The 12,793-nt window shown below is 60.3% G+C and carries 6 protein-coding genes; 3 read left to right on the top strand and 3 right to left on the bottom strand.

Annotation, left to right across the window (positions count from 1 at the left end; all coding sequences use genetic code 11):
* Positions 1–37: 37 nt before the first annotated feature.
* Positions 38–256: a DUF2970 domain-containing protein gene (locus tag NTD84_RS13345; RefSeq protein WP_262166124.1), complete on the top strand. Its 219-nt coding sequence runs from the start codon at positions 38–40 to the stop codon at positions 254–256.
* Here NTD84_RS13345 and NTD84_RS13340 read toward each other — a convergent pair.
* Positions 253–1,326 carry an ABC transporter substrate-binding protein gene (locus tag NTD84_RS13340; RefSeq protein ID WP_262166122.1) on the bottom strand — a complete coding sequence of 358 codons (1,074 nt, stop codon included), beginning with the start codon at positions 1,324–1,326 and terminating at the stop codon, positions 253–255. The genes NTD84_RS13345 and NTD84_RS13340 overlap by 4 nt on opposite strands.
* A gap of 521 nt (positions 1,327–1,847) precedes the next feature.
* Here NTD84_RS13340 and NTD84_RS13335 point away from each other — a divergent pair.
* Both NTD84_RS13335 and NTD84_RS13330 read left to right on the top strand, forming a co-directional pair.
* Complete coding sequence (locus NTD84_RS13335) at positions 1,848–3,506, top strand: nitrite/sulfite reductase (RefSeq protein ID WP_262166121.1); 1,659 nt, start codon at positions 1,848–1,850, stop codon at positions 3,504–3,506.
* Positions 3,490–3,984, top strand: a complete 495-nt coding sequence (locus NTD84_RS13330; RefSeq protein ID WP_262166119.1) for a DUF934 domain-containing protein — start codon at positions 3,490–3,492, stop codon at positions 3,982–3,984. Before NTD84_RS13335 ends, NTD84_RS13330 begins: the two co-directional genes overlap by 17 nt.
* A gap of 91 nt (positions 3,985–4,075) precedes the next feature.
* Here the strand turns inward: NTD84_RS13330 and NTD84_RS13325 are convergent, their stop codons facing one another.
* The gene (locus NTD84_RS13325) at positions 4,076–7,909 is read right to left on the bottom strand and encodes a dermonecrotic toxin domain-containing protein (protein ID WP_262166116.1); all 3,834 of its coding nucleotides are present in this window, start codon (positions 7,907–7,909) and stop codon (positions 4,076–4,078) included.
* Positions 7,902–12,788 carry a dermonecrotic toxin domain-containing protein gene (locus NTD84_RS13320; protein ID WP_262166114.1) on the bottom strand — a complete coding sequence of 1,629 codons (4,887 nt, stop codon included), beginning with the start codon at positions 12,786–12,788 and terminating at the stop codon, positions 7,902–7,904. The genes NTD84_RS13325 and NTD84_RS13320 overlap by 8 nt, the downstream gene beginning before the upstream one ends.
* Between the last annotated feature and the right edge of the window lie 5 nt (positions 12,789–12,793).

The raw sequence follows: 12,793 nt of genomic DNA, 5'->3' as shown, positions 1-12,793 counted from the left end.
CTATGCTTACCACTCACACATCCGTGACGAGGGGTTTATGGACGATCCAGTCGACAACAAGCCGCCGACCTTCTGGCAAATGCTGCACAGCGTCATGGCCGCGGCATTCGGGGTGCAGAGCGGGAAGAACCGGGCACGGGATTTCACCCACGGCAAGCCCAGCCACTTCGTGATGCTGGGGATTCTGTTCACTGCCGTGTTCGCGCTGTCGCTCTACGGCATTGTGCAGCTGGTGCTGATGTTGGCCGGGGTTTAGCGCATCAGCGTTTGCAGGGTGAACGGATAGCGATAGGACGTGGGGCGGCCCTTGGCTGACAGTCGACGGAAATCCACCCCGTAGTCCGGCGATTCCCCCATGGCCAGCATGCGCCTGGCCGTGGCCTTGTCGACCACTTGCAGCAGCGGAATCAGTTGATCCCGGCCGCCGTACTGGCTGATATCAACCCCGCGATCCAGGTCATGCAACTCCACCAGCGCCCAGCCGCCCAAAGTGAAATGGCCGCCCAACAAGACGCTCAACCTTCCATCGATCTTTGCCTGCAAGGCCTCGGTAGACGTATTGACCGCACTGAACAACGCACCTTTTCCAGGCACGCCGCCCGTCTCCGCGTAGGCCTGCATGGCCCCAAAAGCCATTTCGTCATTGGCCGACCACATCAGCGACACATTCGGGTAGCGTCGCAGCAACAACTTCGCCTGTTCGTATGCGCGCTCCCGGGTCCAGCCGCTGTAGACCAGTTGCCGCAAACGTACTTCGGGATGTTCGGCCAACGCGCGCATCATGCCCTCTTCGCGCAAATGCGCCGACGGCGTGATCTTCAACCCGGAGAACGCCAGCAGCTCGATCACCTGACCCGGCGCCACGGGTGCATGCTGACGAATCAGCTCCTTGAGCATCAGGTAACCGCCCTCCTCGTCATTCGGCACCAGGCTGCCGAGGCGATCAGGTCGCTCGCCCAGCAAGCTCAGCTGATTGGCCGTCAGCGACGCGTTGACCATGAACAGCTTCACCCCGCTGCCCTGAGCCATGCGCAGCACCTGCGGGGCGATGTACTGTTCGTTGACGAAGACCAGATAGTCCGGACGATCAGGACCTTGCAGCGCCTGGCGAGCTTGCGCCAACGTCAGCTCGGGCATGCGTCGGGAATAGAGAATCCGCAGGTCGATCCCCAGATCCGTGGCGGCCGCCTGCATGAATCGCGAATAGTTGATCCAGAAGGCTTCGTCGACCTTTCCGGGATTGAGGAACAACACCGATTCCGCGCGCGCTACAGGCACGTACGCCGTGCCCAGCATCAGCAGGAAGGTGTAGAAAAACTTCAACATTGATCGTCCGAGCCCCCGGAAATTCGCCGCGCATTATAGCCAGCGAACGCCCGTAAAACGGGGTTTATTCCGCAAATTGTCCGACAATCGTCGGACACAGGCCCGGACGGGTCGGTTATTGATGGCTGACCCAGAATACCGCGGTGCCCACGACCAGAATGATCAGAAACAGAATGGCCCAGGCATCGACCGTACTGTCAGGCTTTGAAGCTTTGGTAGGATTGCTCATTGCATCGCCTCTTGTCGGTTTTATCGGTGATTGCAGAAAGACTCGACCAGAGTAAAGACGAGGATTGCCCGCACCACAAATGTGGGTTTACCAATAACGTTTCTCGTTAGTCGTTTTGGTTCTTTGCATATATTCAAACATCACTTTTGCGCATAACTCCAAACTGGTATCTTGCCCCGGCTCCGTAGGGAGTGCGCGGCCGTGCGCGCAGAATTGCCGAGGCAGTATCGGAGACTTCAAGGCGAAAAACGCAACTGGATCCGACCGGCCCAAGCCTGAGAACAGGACTTATATGTACGTATACGACGAGTACGATCAGCGGATCATCGAGGACCGCGTCAAGCAGTTCCGTGATCAGACCCGACGCTATCTGGCAGGCGAGCTGAGCGAAGAAGAATTCCGCCCCTTGCGCCTGCAGAACGGGCTTTATGTCCAGCGTTTCGCCCCCATGTTGCGGGTGGCTGTGCCTTACGGCCAGCTGACTTCGCGCCAGACGCGAATGATGGCCAAAATTGCCCGCGACTACGACAAGGGCTATGCCCACATCAGTACCCGCCAGAACGTGCAGTTCAACTGGCCGGCGCTGGAAGACATCCCGGACATCCTCGCTGAACTGGCCACCGTGCAGATGCACGCGATCCAGACCAGCGGCAACTGCCTGCGCAACGTCACCACCGACCAGTTCGCCGGTGTCGCTGCCGATGAGCTGATCGACCCGCGCCCATGGTGCGAGATCGTCCGCCAGTGGACCACGTTCCACCCGGAATTCGCCTACCTGCCGCGCAAGTTCAAGATCGCCATCAACGGTTCGACCTCTGACCGTGCCGCCATCGAAGTCCATGACATCGGCCTCGAGCCGGTGCACAACGCCGCCGGCGAACTGGGTTTCCGTGTGCTGGTCGGTGGTGGCTTGGGTCGTACCCCGGTGGTCGGCGCGTTCATCAATGAATTTCTGCCGTGGCAAGACCTGTTGAGCTACCTCGACGCCATCCTGCGTGTCTACAACCGCTATGGCCGTCGCGACAACAAGTACAAGGCCCGGATCAAGATTCTGGTCAAGGCCCTGACACCTGAAGTGTTCGCGCAAAAAGTCGACGCGGAGATGGAACACCTTCGCGGTGGCCAGACCACGCTGACCGAAGCCGAAGTGCATCGCGTAGCCAAGCATTTCGTCGACCCGGACTACAAGGCGCTGGACAACCAGACCGCCGAACTGGCCGAACTCGACAAGCAGCATCCAGGCTTCGCCCGCTGGCGCGCCCGCAACACCCTGGCGCACAAGAAGCCGGGTTATGTCGCCGTGACCCTGTCCCTGAAGCCGACCGGCGTTGCGCCGGGCGACATCACCGACAAGCAGCTTGACGCCGTGGCCGATCTGGCTGACCGCTATAGCTTTGGCCAACTGCGCACCTCCCACGAGCAGAACATCATTCTGGCCGACGTTGAACAAAGCCAGTTGTTCGCCATGTGGGGCGAATTGCGCGAGCAAGGCTTCGCCACGCCGAACATTGGTTTGCTGACCGACATCATCTGCTGCCCTGGCGGTGATTTCTGCTCGCTGGCCAACGCCAAGTCGATCCCGATCGCCGAATCGATCCAGCGCCGTTTCGACGACCTGGACTACCTGTTCGACATCGGCGAGCTGGACCTGAACATCTCCGGTTGCATGAACGCCTGTGGCCACCACCACGTCGGCCACATCGGCATCCTCGGGGTGGACAAGAAAGGCGAAGAGTTCTACCAGGTCTCCCTGGGCGGCAGCGCCAGCCGCGATGCGAGCCTGGGCAAGATCCTCGGCCCGTCCTTCGCCCAGGAAGCCATGCCTGACGTGATCGAGAAGCTGATCGACGTGTACATCGAACAACGTACCGAAGACGAGCGCTTCATCGACACCTACCAGCGTATTGGCATCGACCTCTTCAAGGAGCGCGTCTATGCAGCGAATCATTAAGAACAACGAGGTCGTCGACGAAACCTGGCACTTGCTGCCCAAGGACTTCAACATCGACGAGATCAGCAACTGCGACGATCTGATCGTGCCGCTGGCGCTGTGGCGCGAACACGGGCGCATGCTCAAGGCCCGCGATGGCGGCCTGGGCGTGTGGCTGGACGCTGATGAAGAAGCCGAAGAAATCGGCGAAGACGTGGACAACTTCCAGGTCATCGCCCTGAACTTCCCGGCCTTCACCGACGGTCGCAATTACTCCAACGCCCGCCTGCTGCGTGACCGTTACGGTTTCAAAGGCGAACTGCGGGCGATTGGCGATGTGCTGCGTGACCAGTTGTTCTACCTGCACCGCTGCGGGTTCGACGCGTTTGCCATCCGCGCTGACAAAGATCCGTACGAAGCACTGGAAAGTTTGAAGGACTTCTCGGTGACCTATCAGGCCGCCACCGACGAACCGCTACCGTTGTTCCGCCGCCGCTAAGCAGCTTACGCAAAACCTGCAGGCGTGAAAAATCAAAGCCCTGATCCCAAACGGGATCAGGGCTTTGTTGTCATGCAACGGCGCGCCCGCCTTATTCGACCGGGAACGGTCGCCCCAATGCCACCCAATCGTTATAAAGCCTCGCCCTGTCTTCCAGCGCTGTGAACACGGCGTAGGGGCTATCCAACGCGCCCTCAGGCATCGGGGTGTTCTGGTTCAATCGCCCCCACAATTCGTCCGAGGCATCAGCCTCGGTCAACAGGCGCCAGACGCGGGCCTGAAGATCGAGGTAATTGACCTGAAAATCCGCAGTGAGGGTCAACGTATTCATCGACCCCAGCAACCGCATGCCACGAGGTTTCAGCGCGATCCGCTGCCAGACCTGTAGCCGGGCCTCCCGCAACGCAGGCTCGGCCCCGTTCAACCAGACTGCCGGGCCTGCGTAGTCCGGGCCGGCTGCCTTGAGCCACAGGTTAAGGCCGGTTCGCTCCCGATGCCTGACCAGCCGCCGCAGGGTGTCCTCATCGGTCAGGGGGTTGTTCCACAACAACACGCGGTCCCTGGCGATGGCTTGATTCAGAATCGCTTGGGGAACACGACGGATCTGGTTATTCCTCAGGTCCAGCGTTGTCATGTACGGGTGATCCATGATGCCGACGGGGCAGACGCTAATACCGGTATCGTTAAGTTTCAGTACTTGCAACTGATCCATTCCTATCAGCACGGGCGGAACATTTAACGGGTTATTACTCAAATCCAGCGATCGCAGTTTTACCAGCGAACTTAATTGCGCGGCGGTATTTTCTTGGAGTGTCAGACTGGTCGAGCACAAGTTCAGATTGGCGAGATGCTGTAGCTGTGGAATTGCCGGAGGCAATACACTCTCCTCTACGCCATCGGCATTCGGCATTCGCAGGTCGGTTCCTTCCAGATCCAGACTGCGCAGATTCGGAAAATGCTCCAGAAACCCATTAAGAGTCGTTTGTTCAAACAGGTGGAATCTTTTCAGGTTCAGTCCGACCACATCATCGAACCGTACATTCAACACAGGCAATCGATGAAAGTCTTCATGGTTCATGTCGACCGTGTAACCGGCAACATGATCCCCCGAGAAATGGCTGTCCTGTTCAGGCGCACGTTTTCGCAGGATGGCGATCAGTTCGTTACCCAGTTCGGTTCGAGCATCGAGCTCATATTCCATTGCCGCCTGCACCCGCCGGGCATTCCGTTGCCCGACCTCTGTCACGGTAAGTTCCTCGGTCCCGGGATCGCCCATCTGCAACAGCGGGACGTCCATCACTTGGATATCCCGCGCGACGAGATCAATCCACTTTTCAAGATCCACACACAGTTGATGCAGCTGCACCCTCGCCCGGTCAACATGCGCTTGCACCCCTTCTCCCAATTGCTGCAAGAGCGCCTCGGCATCGCCATCGGAAAACTCGGGATAGATCTCCCTGACCTGCAACCTCATCATGCCCCGGGTCAAGGCATTTCCTTGAGGTGTATCCGGGAACACGCCGCCTCTCAATCCCTGCGCTTCGAAGGTCAACCCGAAATCCATTCGGCCCAGACCCAGGGCCAGTTCTGAACGGGAGATCAGGTGCTCCCCGATCCTGAGTTGCAAAGCCTTTCCGGGCTGGTTGACCAACAGGTGCAACGCGGCACGCTCACCCTCGGAGAGCACATCGGCGATGGCGTCATACACACTGACACTGGCCTCAGTGGCTAGACCATAAGGCTGATAGCCATTCGTTGTCCTGATCAGGCGCCGGCAATCCATTGCCCCCAGAGGACCGCTGCGATCCAGCACCCGACCTTCGCTCGAACCGTCGAGCACTTCGATGCGCACGCCTTTAGGCCATCCCGGCAGGTTTTTCAGCGAGTGCAGAGCCAGCGTGTCCGACTCGGGACTGATGACCGAGCGCAGATAGAGCCCTTCATACGCCCGATTCAGACGCACATGCTGCTGATACTGACGGGCCTTGCTGTCCAGTTGCCGAAACAGGTGCCGGGCCTGCGCAGCGTCCGGCGCTGCGGTGAAGTCGACGCCGTAGCGATCCAGCATTTGTTCCACCGCGGCCTTGGGCAAACCGGGATATTGCCGCTGAAACAACCGCACCCACTCGTGTCCGGATTTTTGCAGGAGCTGGTAACGGCTGTTGAACAACTCACTGCGGGCCGCCAGCGAATCGGCCAGCCCGGCGACATCCTGATCGATGCGGAAACGCTCGACCGTGTCCGCCAGCAACGGCGTCGGTGCGCGCCCGGCCTGCATCAGGCGCAGCATGTCGTCATCGACGGCGCAGACCCGGCCGATTTGCGCCAGCACCTCGTCACTGAACGTACCCGCCGGAGCGCCGACGCCGCGCAACAGGTCAACACGCGTCAACGGCGCCCGCACCACCCCATCGGCAATCGGGGCCGACACGGTCTGGCCAACGGCTTCCTCTTCGATCGATGTGCCCTCTTCCACCCCCTCGCGACCGACCGTGGCAACGCCCGCTGCCAGCGGCAACGCATTGAGCAAGCCGAACACCATGCGGGTTACGCCCTGAGCGCGTTGGCTGGAGTCGTCACCGTTGATGGCCTGATCCAGTCCATAACCGGCGTCAATCAGCCCCGCCAGGGCCATCACGCCTTCGCCTCCGGGAACGAATAACGCCAGGGGACCGAACCGGTTGACCCACAGGACGATCGGCTCGATGACCGCGCCCAAATTGTCGCGGTTGACCTGGGCATCGTTGCGAATGGTTTTGACGCTGGCCTGGGCCGTCTGCTTCATGGTCAGCACCAGTTGCGCAAACGGATCGGTGCCCAAGGGCGCAAGGTCGAAACCGATGTAGTCGGCGGGATCCCAGTAGCCGTCGTTGTTGAAGAAACCCGCCTGTTTGGTCAGCCGATGTTCCTCAGGGTAAATCGCCATGCCCTCCAGCGCGGTGAGGACGCCTGCGTGAAAGCTGCCGTCGCGGCGATCGTCGTCGGCGAAGTGCGATGCCAGCGCCTGTCGGGTTTCCGCAGCTTTGCCCTGATTCACGACCCAACGGCGCAGATGGCCGAGATCGGCAAACTCATGCAGCGGTGAGGAGTTGCCCGGCACGTACATCAAGGTCCTGCCGGTGTCGCGGTGGCGATAGCACCAGATATCCGTGGCGGTGTACCGATAGAGCCTGAGCCTGCTGACTTCGATCTGCGCAGGCACATGCGTCGGCGCCTGAAGTTGAGCCATGGTCAGCCGATCCCAGGCCTGCCCTGACGCCAGGCCGGCCGCCTGCATCGCCAGTTCCAGGCCCTTTCGAGTCAAGCCGTTCTCATGACGCTGCAGCCAGGCTGCCATGACGAAGCCGGCTTTGGTCGACGTTCTCAACGCAACAGCCTTGGCCCCGAGGATCACCTCGTCGGACGGCCAGGCCTTATCGACGTAGGCCTGATACAGCTCGTCGAAAAACAGCGTCCAGACCCATTGCTTGAAGTCGGCCGGTCTCACCGCGATCTGCGTGTGCGGCCCATACGTTTGCGGCACCGTGTGCCGATAAATGCCTTCATACGTACGGTGGTCATCCGTCGGTTCGGGGCCCTCGACGATGCTCACGGCGGGGCCCACGTCCGGTGGCGTGTAGAAACCGAAGCCGGTTTCGCCGAAGCGACCATCCCCCACGGTCTGGTAGTCGGACAACAGCACCTGCACCAGGGACTGCGAACTCGCCACTCGGCCCTGGTGGCGGCCGTCGTGCCCGGCGTGTAGCCAGTAGTCGTAATGCAGCGTCACCAGTTGCGCAGTCTGCGGATCAAGGTCTGGGCCCCACTTTTCCCGGATCGCCTGCGCGCCATACTGGGCCGGAGTCTGTGGCAGCGCGGTCTCGACTACCGCGCGCAGTTCGTCACTCAGGCGCGGTGCCGAAGTTGTCTCAGGCAATTTATTCATCGCTGCTCGCTCCTGGCAGATCAGTTGCACGGGTGGACGGACCGGGGATCGCCAGCCCGGAGTGTCGGGCGACGGCCTCGGTGGTCAGCCGTTGGATCAGTTGCTGGTTCTCGTTCCTGTCGTTTTCAATGATTGCCTTCAGCCGTCGGCTGGCGGTGGCACGGGGCAGATCGATCTGCGCTTCGAGGAGCACCAAGGCTTGTGTGGTGCGGTCAGAAATGGCGGTGAATTGCCCCTGGTAAGCCGTCACCAGGTATTCGTACCAGAAGCCCCGGGCATTGGCGGAGGCCAGCAATGCCGTCGGCGTCTCGGCCTTGATGATGGCCTGATACGCGTTTTCCAGCTGTTGGGCAGAGACCTCGACGTCCAGCCGGACGTTGATTTCTCTTGGCTGCGCAGGCAGATCCAGGCGCCGGGCCAGCCCCACGCGATACGCCAGGCTCAGTTCCTGCACCTGTGCGCGAGTGAATGCGCTCGATCCCGGGCGGGTGGCAATGTCCTTCAGCACTTGTTGTTCAACCTGCTGCAGTCGAAACAAGCCCCTCATCAAATGAATCAGCTCACCTTCCAGTGAGCGAGTGCCCGTGCGGGAGGCGGCCGTCGCCCGGAAGCACAGGACACGAATCTCCAGGTTGCTGAACAACCGGGCCGGATCCTCGGCACTCACCCGGCCGATTCGGGCTATTTGAAACAGGGCACGGCGCCACGCGTCGTCTTCTCCCGCGGCTTCGAGCACGTTCCAGACCCGTTGCGAGAAGGCACCCGGGAGCCGGATGAAGTCCACGGTATTGAGCAGTTGCCCCAACAGATAAAACAAATCTCCGGAATTGGGATAAGCCGTCAACGAGGTCCAGAGGGTTTGTTTGAGGTTGACTTCTGTGACCGGTAGTCCGGTGATCCATCGGGAACCGAGCGGATCGCGTGACGGTTGCCTGACGATCGCCGGACGGTAACCGGCGGTCGTCACGCCGAGATTGATGCCGTGGGACTTCTGGTAAGCCACGATCGCCTGCAGGCTGGACGATGACAGCGGATTACCGTCGACATTGGTGCCAAGGTTCAAGTCGGAACGCGCCGCGAAGATGGCCTGCGGGATCTGCACGATGGCGTTGTCGCGCAAATCCAGGGTCTGTAGATCCGGCAGTTCGCTTGCTCCCGCCGGCCATTCGTCGATCCCTGTTCCCCGCAACGCCAGGTGGCGCAGTTTGCTCAGGGTAGTGACCGTCGGCACTCGGCCCAGGGCCGGATTGAAGCTCAGGTTGAGGTTCTGCAGATCGGTTTTGCTGGCCAGCGCGGTGACCGCTTCGGCTGTCAGGTAAATCCGGTTGTCGCTCACATCCAGGCGCGTCAGGTGCGGCATTTCGGCGACCGCTTGCGGGATGCGAGTCAAGCCGTTACCGGTCAGGCTCAATACCCTCAGCTGCGTGAAGTTGCGCAGGAAGTCATTCAGCCCTGCACTGCTCCCCACATTGTTCATTTCGAGGAGGCCGATATGACTGAAATCACCGACGATCACCGGCATGTCACCCAGCGGCTGCGCATCGAAGATCAGGCGGTGAAGCGTTTGCGCTCCGTCGAGGGTGGCTTCGGATTCCTTGCGCCAGGCGCGCAGAATCACTTGTTGCGCCCGTGCCTTGCTCTGTCGCGGCACCTTGAGCCTGGGGCCATCGCCGTCCTGGTAGTAACTTTCACGATTGACCCAGTGTTCCAGCGCCGTACGGATGGTCTGGTACTCCTGCCGGAGGTTTTCAAGCGCCCTGAGCACGAGCACTTTATCCGTGCCCAGGGTCCCCAGAAACCGGTCGATCTGCGCAAGGGAATGCAACGGATACAGTTCCCTGGCTCGTCGAATGACGGGAGGTGAATGGCGCGCTGTGACGTTCGAGTCAGACATGCCTAGCAGGGCCGAATGCTCCAGCGGCCGATCCGCCAGGCCCATCGGCGATCGATAGCCCGCGCGTACCGATTCGATGCCAATGACCTGGGCGATGGCATCACGGCGTTGCAGGGCGAGCGCGGTGATTTTCTGTTGCAGGTTGATACCGGCATCGTCCACCTGGACGCCCAGGCTTTTGCGCGCATGGTCAGGCAGGCACTCGCGGAGCGTCTGGAAAAAATGTCGAAGGGTCCGCCCCGAATGTTTTGCCAGGACGTTGTCCTGGGCATCGGTGGCTTCATAACGGTCGGCGTAAGCGTCGATGTACACCTTGTGCAGCGGCGCCTTCGGACCAATTCCGGGGTTGCTGTCCGAATGCACGGCCCGCTCCATAATCTCGAGTGCCACATCCTTTGGCCAGCCCGGCAGGTTTTCCAGGGCATCAAGCACCAGCAAATACGTGCCATGGTCGCCGACCGCGTCGAGAAACAGCCCTTCGTACGCCCGGTTCAGACGCAACACCTGCACGTAGCGCCGCGCCTCTTCGGCGAGCCGCAGCGGCACTCGTCCCGCCTCCAGTTCCTGCCACTCGCCAAGATCGGCGTGCTCGACCAGTTCGTCGGCAACACTGGCGGGCAGCTCACGGAAGGCTTGACGGATGGGCGTGGCGTTTTCCTGCCGCTCGACGTCGGTGCGCCGGATGAGCCGATCAAAGAGCGACAGCCGCATCTGTTGCGCTTGTGCACCGATGGCGCTGGTCAGCAACGTGGTCTGCGCCGTTTTATCGGCGGTGGCCGTGCCGAATAGCGGCAAACGTTCCTCGGAACTCAGGGCCTGCCAGATCGCTGGATGGAACTGTCCTTTGCGCAGCTGTTCGGCGCTGATCTTCAAGGTCCGAGTGGCCGTGACTGAGCCATAGCGCGCGACCTCAGTCTGAAGAATATCGACGCTGCTGACGGCCAGGTTTTTTGGCCATTTGGCCAGGGAGCTCAACAGATAGAGCTGCAGATCGGCATCGGCGAACGACGCGCTGGCCGGCGTGCCCATCTGCTCGATGAAACGCGTGACGTCGCCGTCCGCGCGAAAGCGCCGCGCAGTATCGATCAGGGCCGCCATTGGCTTGCGTCGGTCAACGTACAGCTGTCGCAAAGGCTTTTCGTCGAGACCGGTGGCCGCGAGGATCTGCAAGGCCTGGGTGTCGGACAGCTCTGCCTGGTGATAACCCAGACGGCGGAACAAAGTCAGAAGATTCCAGTCCTGAGGCAGTTCCGAAGCGTGCCGCCAGGCGCCCGCGCCGTTGGTTTCAAGCACCGGTGAATAACGCCCCGGCGACTGGATTTCCCATAGCCCCGTGTCCGGCACCGGATGCACCGCATAGCCTTCCGTGCCGACCGGCAGATAGCGGCGCCCATGGCGCGAGACCAATCCCTGCTCACTGAAAGGCATACCGGGTCGCAGGGGCAAGGGCCGGCGGTAAGCGCTCAAATCGGGCTTCCATAACCGGCGAGCACCGTCCGCAACAGCGACCGTCCTCAAACCCTGGACAAAATCCGATGCCCTGACGGCTTTGTAGGCCTTGCCGGCTGCCGCAGCCCCGGCGCCCACTGCCGCCATCACAATCAGATTCTCGAGGGTATCGAAAAAATAGTCGGTGGCTTGTTCCTGTTCGCCCCTCGCCCAGCTGTCGATGCCGTCGTAGACCTGATGCAGCAACTGGAACCCGGCCACGGCAAACATGACTTCGCCCACGACCGGCACGAACGAGGCAAAAAACAGCGTGATGTTGATACCGATCGTTTCGTAGGTCTCCAGCCTGGCGAGGCGGGTTTTCTCATCTTCGTCGTCCGTCGGCACCACCAGCAACCGCGAATCGGCGATGACCTGAGCCGCTCGCTGTCGGTACATCGCCGAAAACAAATCGGTTTTTACATCCGACGGCAAATCGACACCGGTGATCTGGGCGTAAAGACTCTTCGGGGGCAAGGGGGTTCTGGGTGGATTCAGCAGCCTTGCGTCCAGCTCCTTGAGAAAACGCCCACGATCTTTCAAAGCGATGAAGCGCAAGAAAAAGTTGCGATATTCGGAGGTCTTCAGGCGATTGCTCAGCTCCACTTCGCAGCGGGTGAACGACGCGTACTCCTTCAACGGGTGCGATGGATCATCCGGGATGTAGACCACACACCGGTAATCTTCGTCTGCGGGCGCACTGACCGGCCCTATGAACATCGGGCCATTCAACTTGACCCCGAACATTTCCAGACGCTGAAAACCCAGCGTGTTTTTGCCCAGTTTTACCGATGGCGTGACATCCGTGACCAGCCTCAGCATTTGATACACGTCGGTACCGATGTGCTTTTTCATCAGGGCGATGTGCCGGGCCACTTCAAACTGATCTTTGGCGCACGCCACATATTTATCGCCTAGCGACCCCGCTTGGGTGCCGTCACCGAACAGCGCTTTGACGTGCTCTTGATAGTGTTTGCCCAGGTCGAGAGCACGACACAGTTGTGCGAACTCATGGGGATTGATCGACAGCACTTTATTGGGTTGGCCGGTTATGCGCTCCGGCACATAAATCAATGAACTGTCGTGGTAGTTGCTCGCCTTTGTTTCGGACGCTTCGAAGTTTTCGCAGGCGGCCGTCAGCAGGTCCCGTTCAATCGGCAGGACCAGTTTTTTTCGCAGGCCCAGCAGACTGGAAGTCGAGCGGACGTGCTGGAAAATCACCCCTTCCACGTCAAAGGGCTCACCCAGCTTGGCCGACATGGCTTTGGCCAATATCGGCGCGCAAAAGGCTTCCGGGGATTTCAACGCCCGCAATTCGTCCAATGCCGCACGGCGCGTGTGGTAACTGGCTTTCATCGTTTTATACAGTGCGCTGCGCAGGTCATCCGAAGATTCCAGCAGCCAGGCAGGGGTCTGTTTTTCAAGCAGATCAAAAAAAACGCCTTGTTGGGCAGGCGTTAGGGTGGGCAATGGTGTGTGACTCGTTTTGACATCCATGTTGA

The organism is Pseudomonas sp. 14P_8.1_Bac3, assembly GCF_025466085.1.
Taxonomy (GTDB): Bacteria; Pseudomonadota; Gammaproteobacteria; order Pseudomonadales; family Pseudomonadaceae; genus Aquipseudomonas.
Note: the sequence above shows the minus strand (reverse complement) of the source record. Positions and strands in the feature narration are given on the sequence as shown.